This is a genomic window from Streptacidiphilus jeojiense, from assembly GCF_000719095.1.
Lineage (GTDB): Bacteria > Actinomycetota > Actinomycetes > Streptomycetales > Streptomycetaceae > Streptacidiphilus > Streptacidiphilus jeojiensis.
The window spans coordinates 107,412-128,205 of record NZ_JOEH01000024.1; the positions used below are offsets into that span (position 1 = coordinate 107,412).

Below are 20,794 nucleotides of genomic sequence, written 5' to 3' on the forward strand. Positions count from 1 at the left end.
ATCGCCACCCCCCTCACCGGGGCCGCCTCCACCGGGGAGGCCGTCCAGTTCTGGATCCTCGCGGTGATCGCGGTCGCCGGGGCGCTGGGCATGGTGCTCTGCCGCAAGGCGGTGCACTCGGCGCTCTGCCTCGCCGGGACGATGATCGCGCTGGCCATCTGCTACATGGCCGAGGGCGCGGTCTTCCTGGGCGTCGTCCAGATCGTCGTCTACACCGGCGCGATCATGATGCTGTTCCTCTTCGTGGTGATGCTGGTCGGCGTCAGCGCCGAGGACACCGTGAAGGACGCGCTGAAGGGCCAGCGGATCGCGGCGGTCGTGGCCGGACTCGGCTTCGGCGTGCTGCTGATCGCCGGGATCGCCAACGCCAAGCTGCGGACCTTCACCGGGACCGGCGCCGCCGACGCCAAGGCCGGCGGCAACGTCCAGGGCCTGGCCGCGCTGATCTTCACCAAGTACGTCTGGGCCTTCGAGGTCACCGGCGCACTGCTGATCACCGCCGCCATCGGCGCCATGGTGCTGACGCACCGTGAGCTCACCGAGGAGAAGCAGTCGCAGCGCGACCTGGCCGAGCGCCGGGTCCGGCTGGGCACCCAGGTCACCCCGCTGCCGGCCCCCGGCGTCTACGCCCGGCACAACGCGGTGGACGTCCCGGGTCTGCTGCCGGACGGCACGCCGTCCGAACTCACCGTCAACCCGACGCTGCGGGCCCGTGGCCAGATGCGCGACGTCAGCGGCGAGCTGGTGGACCGGATGGGCGAGCTGGAGGCGAGCACCGCAGGGTGGCTCGGCCGCAGGACGCCCAAGCCCCGGCACAGCACCGAGCTGGCGAAGGCGCCGGCCGCTGCCTCGGCGCCCGCACCGACCGCAGAGGAGCCGCAGGAATGAACCCCGTCAACTACCTCTACCTGGCGGCGCTGCTGTTCACCATCGGCGCCACCGGCGTGCTGGTCCGGCGGAACGCGATCGTGCTCTTCATGTGCGTCGAGCTGATGCTGAACGCCTCCAACCTGGCCCTGGTCACCTTCTCCCGGCTGCACGGCAACCTGGACGGGCAGATCATCGCCTTCTTCACCATGGTGGTCGCCGCGGCCGAGGTCGTCGTCGGTCTCGCGATCATCGTGAGTGTCTTCCGCACCCGTCACTCGGCCTCGGTCGACGACACCAACCTCATGAAGCTGTAGCGGCGGAGGCTGACACACCGTGGACAATCTCATCCCCGTACTGGTTGGGCTACCCCTGGCCGGAGCCGCCGTGCTCCTGCTGGGCGGTCGCCGCCTGGACCGCTTCGGCCACTGGCTGGGCGTCCTCGCCTCCACCGCCTCCTTCGGCGTGGGGCTCGCCCTGTTCTTCGACATGCTGAGCCGCTCGACCGCGCAGCGCCCGGCCTTCGACCACCTGTTCACCTGGGTGCCGGTCGAGGGCTTCCAGGCCCAGATCGGCTTCCAACTCGACCAGCTCTCGGTCGTGTTCGTGCTGCTGATCACCGGCGTCGGCTCGCTGATCCATCTCTACTCGGTCGGCTACATGGCGCACGACGAGCGCCGCCGCCGCTTCTTCGGCTACCTCAACCTCTTCCTGGCGGCCATGCTGCTGCTGGTCCTCGCCGACAACTACCTGCTGCTGTACGTCGGCTGGGAGGGCGTGGGCCTGGCCTCGTACCTGCTGATCGGCTTCTGGCAGCACAAGCCCAGCGCGGCCACCGCCGCCAAGAAGGCGTTCCTGGTCAACCGGGTCGGCGACATCGGCCTCTCGATCGCGATCATGCTGATGTTCAGCACCTTCGGGACCTTCGCCTTCGGTCCGGTCTTCGGCGCGGCCCACACCGCCTCGCAGGGGACGCTGACCGGCATCGGCCTGATGCTGCTGCTGGCCGCCTGCGGCAAGTCGGCCCAGGTGCCGCTGCAGTCCTGGCTCGGTGACGCGATGGAGGGCCCGACCCCGGTCTCGGCCCTGATCCACGCCGCCACCATGGTCACCGCCGGCGTCTACCTGATCACCCGCTCCAGCGCCATCTTCAACCTCGCCCCGACCGCCCAGCTGGCGACGGTGTGCGTGGGCGCGGTGACGCTGCTCTTCGGTGCCATCGTCGGTTGCGCCAAGGACGACATCAAGAAGGCCCTGGCCGGATCGACGATGTCGCAGATCGGCTACATGGTGATGGCGGCCGGCCTCGGCCCGATCGGCTATGTCTTCGCGATCATGCACCTGGTCACCCACGGCTTCTTCAAGGCCGGGCTGTTCCTCGGTGCCGGCTCGGTGATGCACGGCATGAACGACGAGGTCGACATGCGCAAGTACGGCGGTCTGCGCAGCTACATGCCGCTGACCTTCGTCACCTTCGGCCTCGGCTACCTCGCCATCATCGGCTTCCCGGGCCTGTCGGGCTTCTTCTCCAAGGACAAGATCATCGAGGCGGCCTTCGCCCACGGCGGCACCGAGGGCTGGATCCTCGGCTGCGCCGCCCTGGTCGGCGCCGCGGTCACCGCGTTCTACATGACCCGGGTGATGCTGATGACCTTCTTCGGCGAGAAGCGCTGGCAGCCCGACGCCGAGGGGCACGAGCCGCACCCGCACGAGTCGCCGAAGACCATGGGCATCCCGATGGTGGTGCTGTCCATCGGCTCGGTCGGCGCCGGCGCCCTGTTCGCCTGGAACAGCTCCTTCGTCAACTGGCTGACCCCGGTCACCGGCCACGAGGAGGGCCACTCCCCGCTGAGCAGCTGGACCGTCTCCGGCGTCACCTTCGCGGTGATCGCCCTCGGCGTGCTGGTCTCCTGGCTGATGTACGGACGGCAGCCGGTCCCGGCCACCCCGCCGGTCGGCTCGCTGCTCACCCGGGCGGCCCGCCGCGATCTGCTGCAGGACGACTTCAACCACGTCGTGCTGGTCGGCGGCGGCACGCACCTCACCCGCTTCCTGGTCTATCTGGACGCCAAGGGCTTCGACGGCGTGGTCAACGGCATCGCCGCCGCCGTCGGCGGGACCTCGGGCCGGATGCGCAAGCTGCAGAACGGCTACGTCCGCTCCTACGCGCTGTCGATGTTCGGCGGTGCGCTGGTGCTGGTCGCCACCACTCTCCTGATGAGGGCCGTATGAGTTCCTTTCCTCTCCTCACGGTCGCCGCCGCGCTCCCGGCGGTCGGCGCGGTCCTCACCGCCGCGCTGCCCGCCGCGACCTCGGCCAAGCGACGGGACGTCAACAAGGTTCTGCCGCTGGGGGTCTCGGTCCTCACACTGGTGCTGGCGGCCATCGTCGCGATCCGCTTCAAGCCGGGCGGCGCGCGCTACCAGATGACCGAGTACCATTCCTGGATCTCGGACTTCGGCATCGGCTACAGCCTCGGCGTGGACGGCATCGCGGTCGTCCTGATCCTGCTGACCGCCGTCCTGGTCCCGGTGGTGATGCTGGCCTCCTGGCACGACGCCGACCCGGTCGCCAACGACGCCGGCACCTTCGAGCGCAACCGCCGCACCCAGGGCTTCTTCGCGCTGATCCTGGCGGTGGAGGCGATGGTGGTGCTCTCCTTCGAGGCCACCGACGTCTTCCTGTTCTACGTCTTCTTTGAAGCCATGCTGATCCCGATGTACTTCCTCATCGGCGGCTTCGGCGACCGCACCGTGGGCGAGGACGCTCGCCAGCGCTCCTACGCGGCGGTCAAGTTCCTGCTCTACAACTTGCTCGGCGGCCTGATCATGCTGGCCGCGGTGATCGGCCTCTACGTCATCACCGCCAAGCAGGGCATCGGCACCGACGGCCACGGCACCTTCGACCTCGGCACCATCACCCAGGCGCTGGCCTCCGGGAAGCTGCACTTCTCCCCGGTCGCCGAGAAGGCGCTGTTCCTGGGCTTCATGTTCGCCTTCGCGGTGAAGGCCCCGCTGTGGCCGCTGCACACCTGGCTGCCCAACGCCATGGGCGAGGCCACCCCCGGCGTCGCCGTGCTGATCACCGCGGTGGTCGACAAGGTCGGCACCTACGCGATGCTGCGCTTCTGCCTGCAGCTCTTCCCGGACGCCTCCAAGACCTTCGGGCCGGCGATCCTGGTGCTCTCGCTGATCGGGATCATCTACGGGGCGCTGCTGGCGGTGGGTCAGAAGGACATCAAGCGGCTGATCGCCTACGCCTCGATCTCGCACTTCGGCTTCATCATCATGGGCATCTTCGCGATGACCAGCCAGGGCCAGGCCGGGGCGACCCTCTACATGGTCAACCACGGCATCTCCACCGCCGCCCTGCTGCTGGTGGCGGGCTTCCTGATGTCCCGTCGGGGCAGCAGGCTGATCGCCGACTACGGCGGCGTGCAGAAGGTCGCCCCGGTGCTGGCCGGGACGTTCATGATCGGCGGACTGGCCACCCTCTCGCTGCCCGGGCTGGCGCCCTTCGTCAGCGAGTTCCTGGTCCTGGTCGGCACCTTCACCCGGTACCCGGCCATCGGGATCATCGCCACCATCGGCATCGTCCTGGCCGCGCTCTACGTGCTGGTGCTCTACCAGCGCACCATGACCGGGCCGGTCAAGCCCGAGGTGGCCGGCTTCCGCGATCTGCACGCCCGCGAGCTGGTGGTGGTCACCCCGCTGATCGCGCTGCTGCTGTTCCTCGGCGTGTACCCCCGGCCGATCGCCGACATCGTCAACCCGGCGGTGCGGGACACCATGTCGGACGTGCACCGCACCGACCCCGCGCCCGCGCACCCGATCACGGCTGCCCAGGTGGCAGCCGCCAACAGCCAGGGAGGTGGCCAGTGAGCGCGCCCATCGCCGTCCACAGCCTGTGGACAGTGGCCGCGTCGTCCACGACGCAGACCATCCCGACGCCGCACATCGAGTACGCCCAGCTCTCGCCGATGCTGGTGGTCTTCGGCGCGGCGGCGCTCGGCATCCTCGCCGAGGCGTTCCTGCCCCGCCGCAACCGCTACTGGGCCCAGGTCGGCATCGCCATGGCCGGGCTGATCGGCGCCTTCGTCGCCATCGTGGTGCTGGCCGCCAAGGGCTACGCCGGCGCCAACGCGCACTTGGCCGCGATGGGCGCGGTCGCTGTCGACGGACCGTCACTGTTCCTGCAGGGCACCATCGCCCTGGTCGCCATCGTCGCGGTGCTGGGTTTCGCCGAACGCCATCTGGAGCCCCGCAGCTCCACCGGCGCCCCGGTGGACGCCTTCGCACCGCAGGCGGCGACCGTCCCCGGCAGCGACGCGGAGAAGTCCGCCGCCCGCTCCGGCTTCGCCACCACCGAGGTGTTCCCGCTCACCATGTTCGCCGTCGGCGGGATGCTGCTCTTCCCGGCCGCCAGCGACCTGCTGACCATGTTCGTGGCGCTGGAGGTCTTCTCGCTCCCGCTCTACCTGCTCTGCGCCCTGGCCCGGCGCCGGCGGCTGCTCTCGCAGGAGGCGGCGGTCAAGTACTTCCTGCTCGGCGCCTTCTCCTCGGCCTTCTTCCTGTTCGGCCTGGCGCTGATCTACGGATACGCGGGCACCGTCTCGCTCGGCGGCATCGCCGACGTGGTCTCCGGTACGGCCACGCCGACCCCGGCGCTGGCCAACACCACCGCCAATGACGCGCTGCTGCTGATCGGCCTGGCCATGCTGGGCGTCGGCCTGCTGTTCAAGGTCGGCGCGGTCCCCTTCCACGCCTGGACCCCGGACGTCTACCAGGGCGCCCCCACCCCGGTCACCGGCTTCATGGCCGCCGCCACCAAGGTCGCCGCCTTCGGCGCACTGCTGCGACTGCTCTACGCGGCCTTCCCCGGGGTCACCTGGGACTGGCGCCCGGTGCTCTGGGGTGTGGCGATCCTCACCATGGTGGTCGGCGCGATCATCGCGGTCACCCAGACCGATGTGAAGCGGCTGCTCGCCTACTCCTCGATCGCCCACGCCGGATTCATCCTCACCGGCGTGATCGCGATGAACAAGGCGGGCGTGTCGGCGGTGCTGTTCTACCTCGGCGCCTACTCCTTCGTGACCCTCGGCGCCTTCGCGGTGGTCACCCTGGTCCGCGACGCCGGCGGCGAGGCCACCCACCTCTCCCGCTGGGCCGGTCTGGGGCGGCGCTCGCCGCTGGTGGCGGCCACCTTCGCGCTCTTCCTGCTCGCCTTCGCCGGTATCCCGCTGACCAGTGGTTTCGCCGGGAAGTTCGCCGTCTTCCAGGCGGCGGCGAGCAGCGGGGCGACCCCGTTGGTGATCGTCGGTGTGCTGTCCTCGGCGGTGGCGGCGTTCTTCTACATCCGGGTGATCGTGCTGATGTTCTTCTCCGACCCCCGCCCGGACGGGCCCACGGTCGCCGTCCCCAGCGCCTTCACGGCGACCGCGATCGCCCTGGGCGTCCTGGTCACCCTGGGGCTGGGGATCCTGCCGCAGTACTTCCTGCACCTGGCCGACCAGGCCTCCGTCTTCGTCCGCTGACATCCGCAACGCGCCGTCCGGCCGGGCCCTCCGCTCCCCGCGGAGGGCCCGGCCGGGGCACGTGTCCCGGCGGCCGCTCGTTGATCGGAGCGCAAGCCAGGCACAGAGATCCTCTTCGGACCGGATACGCTGCACACCATGGGCGCGGCGGGCTCGATGGAGACGTCGTGTGATGAGAATCGACATATGGACCGACCAGCGACAGGAGAGTTCCCGGTGACCGTCGTGGGGCCCTTCGGGCTGAGCGTGCAGAACCAGGCACTGGAAGCAGACGTCCAGATCGGACTCGCCGCCGTCGAGCAGGCGCTCGCGGAGGCCACCAAGAGCGACGTGCCGTTCATCACAGTCACCGCGCAGCACCTCAAGGAGGCCGGCGGCAAGCGCCTCCGTCCCCTGCTGGTGCTGCTCGCCGCGCAGTTCGGCGATCCCAACGCGCCCGGCGTGGTCCCCTCCGCCGTGGTGGTGGAGCTGACCCACCTGGCCACCCTCTACCACGACGACGTCATGGACGAGGCGGTGATGCGGCGCGGCACGCCCAGTGCCAACGCCCGCTGGGACAACTCGGTCGCCATCCTCACCGGCGACTTCCTGTTCTCCCGCGCCTCCAAGATCCTCGCCGACCTCGGCCCGGAGGCGGTCCGGGTCCAGGCCGACGCGTTCGAGCGGCTGGTCACCGGCCAGATCCTGGAGACCGCAGGACCCCGCCCCGAGGACGACCCGGTCCAGCACTACCTGGACGTGATCTCCGGCAAGACCGGCTCGCTGATCGCGGTCTCCGGCCACCTGGGCGCGCTGATGGCGGGCGCGGACGAGGCCGTGGTGAACATCGTCACCCAGTACGGCGAACGCATCGGTACCGCGTTCCAGATCGCCGACGACCTGCTGGACATCACCAGCGACAGCCACGAGTCCGGCAAGACCCCCGGCACGGACCTGCGCGAGGGCGTGCCGACCCTCCCCGAACTGCTGCTGCGCGCGGCGGCGCCGGACCCCTCGGTCCCCGGTGACCTGCGGCTGCGCGAACTGCTTGACGCCGGCTTCCCCGCCGACGACCCGGCCGCGGACGAGCGCCACGCGGAGGCGCTCACGCTCTTCCGGAGCCACCCGGCGCTGGCGCGGGCCCGCGAGGACACGCTGCGGTACTCCGAGGAGGCCCGCGGACTGCTGGCACCCCTGCCCGACTGCCCGGCCAAGTCGGCCCTGGAGGGGCTCTGCGACGTCGTCGCGCTGCGTACGATGTGACCGGTCGGGTGCGGGCCAGTTGCACACGTCAGGGGCGCGGGGAACTGCGCGAACAGCAAGCCGGCACCTCCCGCACCCGCGCGACAGACCAGAGCCCAGAACGGGGGAGCGCACTGTGCTGCAAGTGGTGATCGCCGAGGATTCGGTTCTGCTGCGGGAGGGTCTGACCAGACTCCTCGCCGACAGAGGGCTTGAGGTCGTCGGCGGGGTCGGCGACGGGGAGGAACTGCTCGCCCTGATCGACACCCTCGCGGCAGCGAACACCCTGCCGGACGTGGTGGTCGCCGACGTGCGGATGCCCCCCACCCACACCGACGAGGGCGTCAGGGCCTGCGTGGAGCTGCGCAGGCGGCATCCCGGGGTGGGGACGCTGGTGCTCTCACAGTACGTCGAGGAGCGCTACGCCTCCGAGCTGCTGGCCGGCTCCACCCGCGGGGTGGGCTACCTGCTCAAGGACCGGGTCGCCGACGTCCGCGAGTTCACCGAGGCGGTGGTGCGGGTCGCCGAGGGCGGCACCGCGCTGGACCCGGAGGTGGTGGCGCAGCTGCTCGGCCGCAGCCGCAGGCACGACGTGCTGGACGCGCTGACGCCCCGTGAGCGCGAGGTGCTGGGGCTGATGGCGGAGGGGCGGACCAACAGCGCCATCGCCAAGCAACTGGTGGTGTCCGACGGCGCGGTGGAGAAGCACGTCAGCAACATCTTCATGAAGCTGGGGCTGACCCAGAGCTCGGACGACCACCGCAGGGTGCTGGCGGTGCTCACGCACCTCAACTCCTGAACAACTCCTAAACCTCGGGAACCTGTCTCCTGCACCACATCTGATGGATAGTCAGATAAGCTGTCGGGCAAGGTCAGAGGGATGTCGCGGGCTTGCCGCACGGCGGTCGGCCACCGGCATAGGATGCCAGGCAGGGCACCGGTCAACACGGTGCCGGGGCGTCTAGGGAGGCCAGTCCGGTGACCAGTCAGGTCGAGGTTTCGGAGTCCACGGAAGACGAGCCACTGCCGGTAGCGCCGGTCGCGGGCATGCCCGCGCAGAACGGCGACGGCAAGCGGGTGACCAAGCTCGACCGGGTGGTGATCCGCTTCGCCGGGGACTCCGGCGACGGCATGCAGCTCACCGGCGACCGTTTCACCACGGAGACCGCCGGCTTCGGCAACGACCTCTCCACGCTGCCGAACTTCCCCGCCGAGATCCGGGCCCCCGCAGGGACCCTGCCCGGCGTCTCCAGCTTCCAGCTGCACTTCGCCGACCACGACATCCTGACCCCCGGCGACGCCCCGCACGTGCTGGTGGCGATGAACCCGGCGGCGCTCAAGGCCAACCTCGGCGACGTGCCGCGCGGTGCGGAGATCATCGTCAACACCGACGAGTTCACAAAGCGGGCGCTGGCCAAGGTCGGCTACGCGGCCGACCCGCTCGGCGACGGCGCGCTGGACGCCTACTCGGTGCACCCGGTCCCGTTGACCACGCTCACCGTCGAGGCGCTCAAGGACAGCGGCCTGGCCCGCAAGGACGCCGAGCGGGCCAAGAACATGTTCGCGCTGGGCCTGCTGAGCTGGATGTACCACCGGCCGACCGAGGGAACCGAGCGCTTCCTGCGGGTGAAGTTCGCCAACAAGCCCGACATCGCCGAGGCCAACGTCACGGCGTTCCGGGCCGGTTGGAACTACGGCGAGACCACCGAGGACTTCGCCGTCTCCTACGAGGTGGCCCCGGCCACCGCCGCCTTCCCGGCCGGCCGGTACCGCAACATCTCCGGCAACCTGGCCCTCGCCTACGGGCTGGTGGCCGCGTCCGAGCAGTCCGGGCTGCCGCTGTTCCTGGGCTCCTACCCGATCACCCCGGCCAGCGACATCCTGCACGAGCTCAGCAAGCACAAGAACTTCGGTGTGCGCACCTTCCAGGCCGAGGACGAGATCGCCGGCATCGGCGCCGCCCTGGGGGCGGCCTTCGGCGGCTCGCTGGGGGTGACCACCACCTCGGGCCCCGGCGTGGCGCTGAAGTCGGAGACCATCGGCCTGGCGGTGTCGCTGGAACTGCCGCTGCTGGTGATCGACATCCAGCGCGGCGGCCCGTCCACCGGCCTGCCGACCAAGACCGAGCAGGCCGACCTGCTGCAGGCCATGTACGGGCGCAACGGCGAGGCCCCGGTGCCGATCGTGGCCCCGGCCACCGCCGCCGACTGCTTCACCGCCGCGCTGGAGGCCGCGCGGATCGCGCTGACCTACCGCACCCCGGTGTTCCTGCTCTCCGACGGCTACCTGGCTAACGGCTCCGAGCCCTGGCGCATCCCCGAGCCCGACGAGCTCCCGGACCTGCGGGTCCCGTTCGCCACCGAGCCCAACCGCCCGGACGGCAGCTTCTGGCCCTACCTGCGCGACCCGGAGACGCTGGCCCGCCCCTGGGCCGTCCCCGGCACCCCCGGCCTGGAGCACCGGGTCGGCGGCATCGAGAAGCAGGACGGCACCGGGAACATCTCCTACGACCCGGCCAACCACGACCACATGGTCCGGATCCGGCAGGCCAAGATCGACGGGATCACCGTCCCGGACCTCGTCGTTGACGACCCTTCAGGCAAGGCCGGGCTGCTGGTGCTGGGCTGGGGCTCGACCTACGGCCCGATCGCCGCCGCGGTGCGCCGGGTCAGGGCGGCCGGCGGCGAGGTCGCCCAGGCGCACCTGCGCCACCTCAACCCCTTCCCGGCCAACCTCGGCGAGGTGCTGGCCGGCTACGACCGGGTCCTGGTCCCGGAGATGAACCTGGGGCAGCTCGCGCATCTGCTGCGCGCCAGGTACCTGGTCGACGCCCAGTCGTTCACCCAGGTCACCGGGCTGCCGTTCAAGGCCGAGCAGCTCGCCGACGCACTCACCGCCCAGCTGGAGGTCCAGTCGTGAGCACGGAAACGCACGCCTTCCCCTCGCTGGGCCTGGTCCCCAAGGCCGCCGCCCCGCAGAGCATGAAGGACTTCAAGTCCGACCAGGAGGTGCGCTGGTGCCCCGGCTGCGGGGACTACGCGATCCTGGCCGCGGTCCAGTCGTTCCTGCCGGAGCTCGGGCTGGCCCGGGAGAACATCGTCTTCGTCTCCGGCATCGGCTGCTCCTCGCGCTTCCCGTACTACCTCAACACCTACGGGATGCACTCCATCCACGGCCGCGCGCCGGCCATCGCCACCGGGCTGGCGGCCTCCCGTCCGGACCTGTCGGTCTGGGTGGTGACCGGCGACGGCGACGCGCTGTCGATCGGCGGCAACCACCTGATCCACGCCCTGCGCCGCAACGTCAACCTCAAGATCCTGCTGTTCAACAACCGGATCTACGGTCTGACCAAGGGGCAGTACAGCCCCACCAGCGAGGTCGGGAAGATCACCAAGTCAACCCCGATGGGCTCCCTGGACGCGCCGTTCAACCCGCTGTCGCTGGCCGTCGGCGCCGAGGCGAGCTTCGTCGCCCGGACCATCGACTCGGACCGCAAGCACCTGCAGTCGGTGCTGCGCGCCGCCGCCGAGCACCAGGGCACCGCCCTGGTGGAGATCTACCAGAACTGCAACATCTTCAACGACGGCGCCTTCGACGCCCTCAAGGAGCCGGCCACCCGGGACCAGGCGCTGATCCGGCTGGAGCACGGGCAGCCGATCCGCTTCGGCTCCGACAACGGCATGGGCGTCTTCCGGGACCCGGCCACCGGTGACCTCACCACCGCCGCCGTCACCGCGGACAACGCCGACCGGGTGCTGGTCCACGACGCCCACGCGGACAGCCCCACCACCGCCTTCGCGCTCACCCGGCTGGCCGCCCAGGACACCCTGCACAACACCCCGATCGGGGTGCTGCGCAGCGTCCAGCGCCCGGTCTACGACACCCAGATGCTGACCCAGCTGGACCAGGCGGTGGCCCAGCGCGGCCGCGGCGACCTCGGCGCCCTGCTGACCGGATCCGACACCTGGACGGTCGACTGAGGTCCCGAAGAGCAGCGCCACCGTGATCCCCCCGAGCCTCTCGGGGGGATCACGCGTTAGAGAGTCGCTAAGATCCGCAACGAATCCTTAACGGTGGGTATTTATGTCCTGTTTGTCCGTTTGCCTAGGGGTATGCATGGCAGCGGACAACAGCAGCACTCTCCGATCGGAACCCCGCCATGGACAGCCGCACCAGTGTGAGCAGCCCCGCACCCGCTCCCGCGGACGGGCCGCCGTCGCCGCCGCCGTCCGTGGCCCCGCCGGCGGCACCGTCGGCGCTCCCGGTGCTGCCGGAGAGCCTGGGCTACCGGGTGAAGAAAGGTTTGCTCGGCAAGCCCCTGGTCACCGAGCAGCTCTCCCACGAGAAGCTGTCCAACCCGGTCGCCCTCGGCGTCCTGGCCTCGGACTGCATATCGTCCTCGGCGTACGGCTCCGAGGCGATGCTCACCATCCTGATCCCGGTGATCGGCGTCGCCGCCTTCACCCTGCTGCTGCCGGTGACCCTGGCGATCCTCTGCGTGCTGACCCTGCTCACGCTCTCCTACCGGGACGTGGTCATGGCCTACACCCGGGCCGGCGGCTCCTACGTGGTGGCCCGGGAGAACTTCGGCCCCAACGTCGCCCAGGTCGCCGCGGTGGCGCTGCTGATCGACTACATCGTCACGGTCGCGGTGCAGACCGCGGCCGGCACCACCGCGCTGCTGTCGCTGGTGCACCTGCTCGGCGGTGACGCCTACAACTGGGTCGACAACTACCAGTTGCTGATCTCGGTCTGCATCGTGCTGCTGCTCTGCTGGGGCAATCTGCGCGGCATCCGCGAGGCGGGCAAGGCCTTCGCGCTGCCGGCCTACCTGTTCATGGCCGGGATGGGGCTGCTGTTCGTGGTGGCCGGCATCCGGCTGCTCTCCGGCGACCTGCCCAAGGCCGACGTGCACGCCCACGGCGCGCTGGGGCTGGGCCTGGACGGCAACCACAGCAGCCTGCTGATGGGCGCCTCGGTCTTCCTGGTGCTCAAGGCCTTCGCCAACGGAGGCACCTCGCTGACCGGTCTGGAGGCCATCTCCAACGGCGTCAGCGCGTTCCGCAACCCGCAGGGCCCCAACGCCCGGAAGACCCTGGTGGCGATGTCGCTCACGCTGGGGATCCTGGTCCTCGGGGTCTCCGGGCTGGCCTACCTGACCCACTCCATCCCGTTCAGCAGCGGCAACCCCAGCGTGCTGTCCCAGGAGGCCGACCTGGTCTTCGGCAGCACCTGGATCGGCCAGGCCGCACTGGTCTTCCTGCAGCTGGCGACCGCGCTGATCCTCTACACCGGCGCCAACACCTCCTTCAACGGCTTCCCCTTCCTGGCCAGCTTCGTCGCCGAGGACTCCTTCCTGCCGCGCCAGCTCACCCGTCGCGGCCACCGGCTGGCGTTCTCCTCCGGCATCCTCACCCTCACCGGCGTCTCGCTGGCGCTGCTGATCGGCACCGACGCCAAGCTGGACAAGCTGCTCGGCCTCTATGCGATCGGCGTCTTCACCGGCTTCTTCATGGCCGGCACCGGCCTGGTGAAGCACCACTGGACCCGCCGCGAGCGCGGCCGCACCGCCAAGCTGATCATCAACGCGCTGGCCGCGGCGGCCTCCATCACCATCGTCGCGATCTTCGCGATCACCAAGTTCACCGAGGGCGCCTGGATGGTGGTCGTGCTCTTCCCGATCGGCGTGTTCTCGCTGATCCGGGTGAACCGCCGCTACCGCGAGGAGGCCGAGGCGCTGGCCGCCGCGCCGGCCGACACCACCGCCCCGCGCCACCGCCGGCAGCTGATGTACATCCTGGTGGACCGGGTCGACCTGGCCGCGCTCAAGGCCATCGCCTACGCCCGCTCGCTGCGGCCGCAGGAGATCAGGGCCATCCACTTCATGATCGACAGCCGGGAGGCGGAGAAGCTGGCGGCGCAGTGGGCCGAGGCCGAGGTCGGCGACCTGCCGCTGGAGATCGTCCAGTGCCCGGACCGCCGGATCACCCGGGCGCTGCTGGAGCTGATCACCCGCAACACCGCGGACCGGAAGAGCCAGATCACCCTGCTGATCCCGGAGCGCAACTACTCGCCGGTCCTCGGCCGGCTGCTGCACCGCCGCACCGCCGACCACATCGCCCGCGCGGTCGGCAAGCTGCCCAACGTGGTGGCCACGATCGTCCCGTTCGACGTCATCCTGCCGGACCACCCGAGCCGCGCCGAGGCCGAGGCTGACAGCACCGTCACCGTTTAACGGACATGACATCCCACCCCTCCGCCCTCTACCTTCCTCAGAAGGGACGAGCGGTCGGAAGGGGCGGGCGGCATGGGCGAGCAGCGGCGCGGATTCTGGTTCGGGGTGGTGGCCTACGGGCTCTGGGGGCTGTTCCCGCTGTACTGGCCGCTGTTGAAGCCCAGCGGGGCACTGGAGATCCTGGCCAACCGGATGGTGTGGTCACTGGTGGCGGTGGCGGGGATCCTGCTGTTCCAGCGGCACTGGAGCTGGATCGGACCGCTGCTGCGGCAGCCGCGGCGGCTGCTGATGATCGGCTCGGCGGCGGCGCTGGTGTCGGTGAACTGGGGCGTCTACATCTGGGCGGTCAACAGCGACCACGTCGTCGAGACCTCGCTCGGCTACTTCATCAACCCGCTGGTCACCATCGCCTTCGGGGTGCTGCTGCTGAAGGAGCGGCTGCGCCGGGCGCAGTGGGTGGCGGTCGGCACCGGCGCACTGGCGGTGCTGGTGCTGACGGTCGGTTACGGACGGCTGCCCTGGATCGCGCTGGTGCTGGCCTTCAGCTTCGGCGGCTACGGCCTGATCAAGAAGAAGGTCGGGCTGAGCGGCCTGGAGAGCCTGGCCGGTGAGACCGCGTTCCAGTTCTTCCCCGCGTTCGGCTTCCTGGTCTACCTCGCGGTCAGCGGCAGCGGCACCCTGGGCCGGACCGCGCCCGGCTCCTACGGCTGGGGCCACAGCGTGCTGCTGGTCCTCTGCGGACTGGTCACCGCGCTGCCGCTGCTGGCGTTCGGCGCGGCGGCGGTACGGGTCCCGCTGACCACGCTGGGGCTGCTGCAGTACCTGGCCCCGGTGTTCCAGTTCGGGCTGGGCATCACCGTCTTCCACGAGCAGATGCCGCCGGCCCGCTGGGCCGGCTTCGCCCTGGTCTGGGTCGCCCTGGCACTGCTCACCGCGGACGCGCTGCGCGACCGCAGGGGCGCCGGCGGCAGGGGTGCCGACAGCACGCCGGTCGACGGCGTACCGGCCGTCGAGGCGGCCGCTGCCGACGGGCGCTCCTCCGCCGCTCGCTGAGGCGGGGGAGCGCCCTTGGCCCCCGGACCGGGAGGACCGTGGGGTCCGGTTCAGACCTGGTACTTGGCCGCCGCCGCGACCAGCGCGTTCTGCAGCGTCTGGATGCTGTTGTCCTTGAGGTACCCGATCACGGCCTGGTCGATCGCGGTGTTCCAGGCCCCGGAGGCGACCACGCCGTGGGTGAGCGAGCCCGCGATGATGTCGCTGTGCCACTGGTCCAGCGACCACTGCAGGTAGGGGTCGAACAGGTCGCGCTCATCTGCGCTGATGTTCGACCGCGGCGGGATCGCGCCCTTGACGGAGGTGAAGTCGTCCTGCCCGGTCTGGCTGCCGCAGGTGGTCAGCCAGGCGACGGAGGCCTCCCGGTCCTTGGCGCCCACCGGCAGGGTGAAGCAGTCCGCGGCGAAGAGGAAGGTCCCCTGGGTGCCGGGGACCGGGGCCCAGGTGTAGTCGATGTTGCCGGTGAGCTTGAGCGTCACCGCGAAGTTAGCCTCGGTCCAGTCGCCCATGATCTGGTAGGCGGCCGCGCCGTTGCCGACCAGCGAGCTGACCTGGTCCCAACTGGTGTACTGGGCGCCGGTGCCGGGGGCGTAGCCCATGATCTCGTGGAAGGTGCTGAGCGCGGTGCTGACCTTGGCCGAGTTCCAGTTGCCGCCCTTCTTCCACAGGGCCGCCCAGTCGTCCGCCTTGAGGGTGCTGACCAGCACCGTCTCCATGATGTGCTTGACCTGCCAGTCCTGGGCGGGGTCACGGGAGACGGCCAGTGGGATCTTGCCGGCGGCCTTGACCTTCTTCAGGTTGCCGATGAACTCGGTCATGGTCTTGGGGGCGGTGCTGATGCCGAGGCTCCTGCACAGCGCGATGTTGGACCAGAGCACGTTGATGTGGTGGATGTCCACCGGCACCGAGTAGTACTTGCCGTCGCGCTGGATCAGCTTCAGCACCTGCGGGTTGAACTGCTTGTCCCAACCCTGCTGCTGGTAGAGGAAGGTGAGGTCCTCCACCTGCCCGGCGGTGATGTAGTCGCCGACCATCGCGCCGGCCTGGGCCTGGAAGGTGTCCGGGGGGTTCTTGGCGGCCAGCCGCTTGGCCAGCAACGCCTGGGCGTTGGCGCCGGCGCCGCCGGTGACCGCCCGGTTGATGAACTCGACGTGCGGATTGCTCTGGGAGAACACCGCGACCAGGGCATTGAGCGCATCCTTCTCACCGCCGGCGGTCCACCACGAGAACACTTCGAGCTCAGTGGGTGCGCCGTTGGCGCCCGCGGTGGTCTTGGTGCCCGAACTGCATGCGGAGAGCAGCCCGGTGCCTGCGGCCGCTCCTGCGACTCCGGAAGCGGCAAGGAAGGTTCGGCGGCTCATGGCCATGTGTGGATGACTCCTGTCGTGCCAGTGATCGTGCGGTGCCGCCGTCGCACACGGGCGCCACAGGTTGCCTGTGCCGCCGCTCGGTCAGGAACTGAGGGAGGGGGATCCACACGACCCGGCACAGATTACCTTCACACGTTCAGATGAATAGGCATCATCTGACAGTCCGGCAAGCCTGTGCGTCAAGTCAGGAATCGCTCACTGAGACGGATTCCGGGCACATTTCGGATACATTCGACCGCGAAAATGACACCACTGCGGGTGGTGCGAATGTGCAGCGAGGGGCGCCCGACTTCGGACGCCCCTCCTGATTCCCCTGCGTAGCAGGGGTGTTCCGCTGAGCTACGGAACTGCTGCTACTTCGCAGCCTGCTCCAGCAGTGCGGGGGTGACCGCACCGGCGTAGACCGTGCCCTTGGGTGTGACCAGGACATTGACCAGCTTGGTGGAGATCAGCGTGCCGCCCGGCACCTGCTTGCCGAAGGACTTGATCGCGCCCAGCTCGTCGGCCGCACCGGACTTGCCGCCCGAACCGCTGCCGGCCGCCGTCGCGTCGAACCGGTAGATCGTGCTCCAACCGGTGCCGATCGTATTGACGTTGTGATCGTCCGCGCTGCCGTTCCCCGGGATGACCTTCGAACCCTTGGCTCCGGCCGCGCCCTTTTCGGTCAGGGCGCCGTGCCCGGCGGCGGTACCACCGCTGCTCGACTGCTGGACCACCTTGGTCCCGCTGGGCGGGGTGAAGTCGAAGGTGGAGGCCGCCGGGGCGGTGAAGGAGACGGTGCTGAACCCGATGTTGAGGATCGAGTCGCTGCCGTCGGACGGATTCACCCGCACCTGGAGCGGCAGCCCGTTGTCGGCGTCCACCGCGATCCGGACCTCGCTGATGGTCGAGCCCGAGCCCTTGGGCTTCACGCTGAGCTCGTAGACCGAGTGGCCCGCGACCTTGGAGGTGCCGGCCACCGACACCGTGGTGGAGGAGCCGAGCGCGGCCAGCGCCTGGGTGGCGGCCTGCTGCGGGTCGGTCAGGCCCTTGTCCTGGCCGGTGGCGGTGCCCGACCGCAGTCCGGTGACGTGCGTCGCGGTCTTCCCCTGCGCGTCGTAGGCCCAGGCCGAGCTGCCGTTGTGGACCAGCGTGAAGGCCGAGCCGGAGTCGGTGGAGGAGACCCGCTGCCGGTCCTGGCCGTCCGCGGCCACCTGGAAGGTGTGCGTTCCGCCCGAGGCCAGCGCCACCAGCTGCTGCTCCGCCAGCTGGGCCTGCGAGGCCTGGGCCGAGCTGCCGCCGGCGCCGGACACCGCGGACGGGATCGCCGCGGCGATCTCCGAGGGGATGCCCAGGTCGACCTTGGCCTGCACGGTGCCGGAGAAGGTCTGCGCCTTGCTCGCCAGCACCTTGGCCAGCAGCTGCTGCGCGGTGACCGACGGCAGGTCCGAGGAGCTCGCCGCCAGCGCCGGTACCGCGGCCACCCCCGCCACCGCGACCACCGCGATCGCGGCCGGGAGCAGCACCCGGCGCCGGCCCCTGCCGCGCGGAGCCGAACCGGCGGCCGTCGCCGCGCCCGGCAGGTCCTGTCCCGCTCCGGGCGCCGGGATGCGCACGGGGCCGATCCCGTTCTCGTTCTCGTCGTTCGCCATGGTGCCGTTTCCCTCCGTCTGCGCGGCCGGCCGCACCGCTCCCCTCGACGGCCCGTGCCCTTACCCTCCATTAGACGCCTACCCGGTTCCCGGCGGATCGCTCCAGCGGGGGAAGTCGGGTCAGCCTGGCGAACCAGCCGACCCTGAGACGGTCTCAGGGTTCGCCGACGGCTTTCCCCGTTAAGGTTCAGGGCATGAAGGATCAGGGAGCCCTGCCGGGAACGCCGACCGCCAACGCCATGCGCCGCGCGCTGCACCGCGCCCGCGAGGGCGTGGCGCTGGACCCGGGGGAGGCCGCGGTGCTGCTCCAGGCGCGCGGCGACGACCTGCGCGACCTGTGCGGCACGGCTGCCCGGATCCGCGACGCGGGCCTGGCGGCGGCGGGGCGGCCCGGAGTGGTCACCTACTCCAAGAAGGTGTTCGTCCCGCTCACCCGGCTCTGCCGGGACCGCTGCCACTACTGCACCTTCGTCACCGTCCCCGGCAAGCTCCGCGCCGAGGGCCACGGCCCCTACCTCTCGCCGGACGAGGTCCTCGACATCGCCCGCAAGGGCGCCGCGCTGGGCTGCAAGGAGGCGCTGTTCACCCTCGGCGACCGCCCCGAGGACCGCTGGCCCGAGGCCCGCGAATGGCTCGACGCGCACGGCTACGACGACACCCTGGCCTACGTCCGGGCCATGTCGATCCGGGTGCTGGAGGAGACCGGACTGCTGCCGCACCTCAACCCGGGGGTGCTGAGCTGGACCGACTTCCAGCGGCTGAAGCCGGTGGCGCCGTCCATGGGGATGATGCTGGAGACCACCGCCACCCGGCTCTGGTCCGAGCCCGGCGGCCCGCACTTCGGCTCGCCCGACAAGGAGCCCGCGGTGCGGCTGCGGGTCCTGGAGGACGCCGGCCGCTCCAACGTCCCCTTCACCAGCGGTGTGCTGATCGGCATCGGCGAGACCCACGAGGAGCGGGCCGACGCGCTGTTCGCGCTGCGGCGGATCTCCCGGCAGTACCACGGGCTGCAGGAGGTGATCGTGCAGAACTTCCGGGCCAAGCCCGACACCGCGATGCGGGCCATGCCCGACGCCGAGCTGGAGGAGCTGGCCGCGACCATCGCCGTGGCCCGGGTCATCCTCGGCCCCTCCGCCCGGATCCAGGCCCCGCCCAACCTGGTGGACGCAGAGTACGCGCTGATCATCGGCGCCGGCATCGACGACTGGGGCGGCGTCTCGCCGCTGACGCCGGATCACGTCAACCCGGAGCGCCCCTGGCCGCACATCGAGGACCTGGCGGCCCGCACCGCCGAGTCCGGCTTCCAGCTGCGCGAGCGGCTCACCGTCTACCCGGAGTACGTGAAGCACGGCGAGCCCTGGCTGGATCCACGCGTACTGCCCCATGTACGGGCCCTGGCGGACCCGGAGACGGGCCTGGCGCGCCCGGAGGCACTTCCGGTCGGCCTGCCCTGGCAGGAGCCGGACGAGGCCTTCACGCCCTCCGGCCGGACCGACCTCCACGCGAGCATCGACACCGAGGGCCGCAGCGGCGACCGCCGCGCGGACTTCGACGAGGTCTACGGCGACTGGGAGGCCCTGCGCGAGCAGGCCGCCGAGCACTCGGTGCCGTCCCGGATCGACGGGGACGTGCGCGAGGCGCTGCGGACCGCGGCGGACGACCCGACCCGGCTGACGGACGATCAGGCGCTGGCGCTGTTCCACGCCGACGGTCCGGCCCTGGACGCGCTCTGCGGCATCGCCGACGACGTCCGGCGCGCGGCCGTCGGCGACACCGTGACCTACTGCGTCACCAGGAACATCAACTTCACCAATGTCTGCTACACCGGCTGCCGCTTCTGCGCCTTCGCGCAGCGCCGCACCGACGCCGACGCCTACACCCTCTCGCTGGAGCAGGTCGCCGACCGGGCGGCGCAGGCCTGGGAGGTCGGCGCCACCGAGGTCTGCATGCAGGGCGGCATCCACCCGGACCTGCCCGGCACCGCCTACTTCGACATCGCGCGGGCGGTGAAGGAGCGGGTCCCCGGCATCCATGTGCACGCCTTCTCGCCGATGGAGGTGGTCAACGGCGCGACCCGGACCGGTCTGTCCGTCAGGGAGTGGCTGCAGCAGGCCAAGGAGGCCGGCCTGGACTCCATCCCGGGGACGGCGGCGGAGATCCTGGACGACGAGGTCCGCTGGATCCTCACCAAGGGGAAGCTGCCGGCGGCGACCTGGGTGGAGGTCGTCTCCACCGCCCACGAGCTGGGGCTGCGCAGCTCGTCCACGATGATGTACGGGCATGTGGACCAGCCCCGGCACTGGCTCGGCCACCTGCGGCTGCTGGCGCAGATCCAGGAGAGGACAGGCGGCTTCACCGAGTTCGTGACGCTGCCGTTCATCCACACCAACGCACCGGTCTACCTGGCCGGGATCGCCCGCCCCGGACCCACCCTGCGGGACAACCGCGCGGTCACGGCGATGGCGCGGCTGCTGCTGCACGAGCGGATCCCCAACATCCAGACCAGCTGGGTGAAGCTGGGGGCGGAGGGAGCGGCGGAGATGCTGCGCTCCGGCGCGAACGACCTCGGCGGGACGCTGATGGAGGAGACCATCTCCCGGATGGCCGGATCCGCCTACGGCAGCTACGAGTCCATCCGCGGGCTGGAGGCCATCGCCGCCGCAGCGGGACGGCCTGCGGCCCAGCGCACCACCACCTACGGCGAGGTCCCCGCGGAGCGGAGGGCCGCCGCCCTGGCCTCCGACGGGCACCTTCCACAGCTGCTCCCACTAGCGGATTAACAACAGGGGCGCGGGGCTCTGCTTGATCAACTGCACGCGCGACCAGCCCTCTACGGAGGTGCATGGTTGGCAGCGCAGTTCCCCGCGCCCCTAAAAGACAGAAG

Annotated in this window: 14 protein-coding genes; 12 read left to right on the forward strand and 2 right to left on the reverse strand. The window is 70.5% G+C overall.

The features are described 5' to 3' along the window. The 11 genes from IF29_RS0129480 (at nt 1) to rarD (ending at nt 14,909) form a co-directional block, all read left to right on the forward strand. Nucleotides 1–888, forward strand: coding sequence for an NADH-quinone oxidoreductase subunit J (locus IF29_RS0129480; protein ID WP_037597117.1), 888 nt, complete (start codon nt 1–3; stop codon nt 886–888). After that, the gene (gene nuoK, locus IF29_RS0129485; RefSeq protein WP_030261239.1) at nt 885–1,184 is read left to right on the forward strand and encodes an NADH-quinone oxidoreductase subunit NuoK; all 300 of its coding nucleotides are present in this window, start codon (nt 885–887) and stop codon (nt 1,182–1,184) included. The genes IF29_RS0129480 and nuoK overlap by 4 nt, the downstream gene beginning before the upstream one ends. 19 nt (nt 1,185–1,203) lie before the next feature. Further along, on the forward strand, nt 1,204–3,099 hold the full coding sequence (gene nuoL, locus IF29_RS0129490) for an NADH-quinone oxidoreductase subunit L (RefSeq protein WP_030261242.1): 1,896 nt from the start codon (nt 1,204–1,206) through the stop codon (nt 3,097–3,099). Continuing rightward, complete coding sequence (locus IF29_RS0129495) at nt 3,096–4,748, forward strand: NADH-quinone oxidoreductase subunit M (protein WP_030261244.1); 1,653 nt, start codon at nt 3,096–3,098, stop codon at nt 4,746–4,748. The genes nuoL and IF29_RS0129495 overlap by 4 nt, the downstream gene beginning before the upstream one ends. Continuing rightward, a complete protein-coding gene (nuoN, locus tag IF29_RS0129500) occupies nt 4,745–6,400 on the forward strand; it encodes an NADH-quinone oxidoreductase subunit NuoN (protein WP_030261246.1) in 1,656 nt (551 codons plus the stop codon). Before IF29_RS0129495 ends, nuoN begins: the two co-directional genes overlap by 4 nt. A 216-nt stretch (nt 6,401–6,616) precedes the next feature. After that, nucleotides 6,617–7,642, forward strand: a complete 1,026-nt coding sequence (locus IF29_RS0129505) for a polyprenyl synthetase family protein (RefSeq protein WP_030261248.1) — start codon at nt 6,617–6,619, stop codon at nt 7,640–7,642. Nucleotides 7,643–7,760: 118 nt separating this feature from the next. Continuing rightward, complete coding sequence (locus IF29_RS0129510) at nt 7,761–8,420, forward strand: response regulator transcription factor (RefSeq protein WP_332262563.1); 660 nt, start codon at nt 7,761–7,763, stop codon at nt 8,418–8,420. A gap of 179 nt (nt 8,421–8,599) precedes the next feature. Beyond that, complete coding sequence (locus IF29_RS0129515; protein ID WP_030261251.1) at nt 8,600–10,540, forward strand: 2-oxoacid:acceptor oxidoreductase subunit alpha; 1,941 nt, start codon at nt 8,600–8,602, stop codon at nt 10,538–10,540. 62 nt (nt 10,541–10,602) lie between these two features. Then, a complete protein-coding gene (locus IF29_RS0129520; protein WP_084715187.1) occupies nt 10,603–11,601 on the forward strand; it encodes a 2-oxoacid:ferredoxin oxidoreductase subunit beta in 999 nt (332 codons plus the stop codon). A gap of 179 nt (nt 11,602–11,780) precedes the next feature. Next, nucleotides 11,781–13,856: an APC family permease gene (locus tag IF29_RS0129525; RefSeq protein ID WP_084715177.1), complete on the forward strand. Its 2,076-nt coding sequence runs from the start codon at nt 11,781–11,783 to the stop codon at nt 13,854–13,856. Between the two features lie 72 nt (nt 13,857–13,928). Beyond that, a complete protein-coding gene (gene rarD / locus IF29_RS0129530) occupies nt 13,929–14,909 on the forward strand; it encodes an EamA family transporter RarD (protein WP_030261255.1) in 981 nt (326 codons plus the stop codon). 50 nt (nt 14,910–14,959) lie between these two features. Here the strand turns inward: rarD and IF29_RS0129535 are convergent, their stop codons facing one another. Then, a complete protein-coding gene (locus IF29_RS0129535; protein WP_037597119.1) occupies nt 14,960–16,270 on the reverse strand; it encodes an ABC transporter substrate-binding protein in 1,311 nt (436 codons plus the stop codon). Nucleotides 16,271–16,632: 362 nt separating this feature from the next. Continuing rightward, complete coding sequence (locus tag IF29_RS0129540; RefSeq protein WP_157623988.1) at nt 16,633–17,910, reverse strand: LolA family protein; 1,278 nt, start codon at nt 17,908–17,910, stop codon at nt 16,633–16,635. Nucleotides 17,911–18,104: 194 nt separating this feature from the next. Here IF29_RS0129540 and IF29_RS0129545 point away from each other — a divergent pair, with 194 nt between their 5' ends. Then, a complete protein-coding gene (locus tag IF29_RS0129545) occupies nt 18,105–20,690 on the forward strand; it encodes a bifunctional FO biosynthesis protein CofGH (RefSeq protein ID WP_030261258.1) in 2,586 nt (861 codons plus the stop codon). Nucleotides 20,691–20,794: the final 104 nt, after the last annotated feature.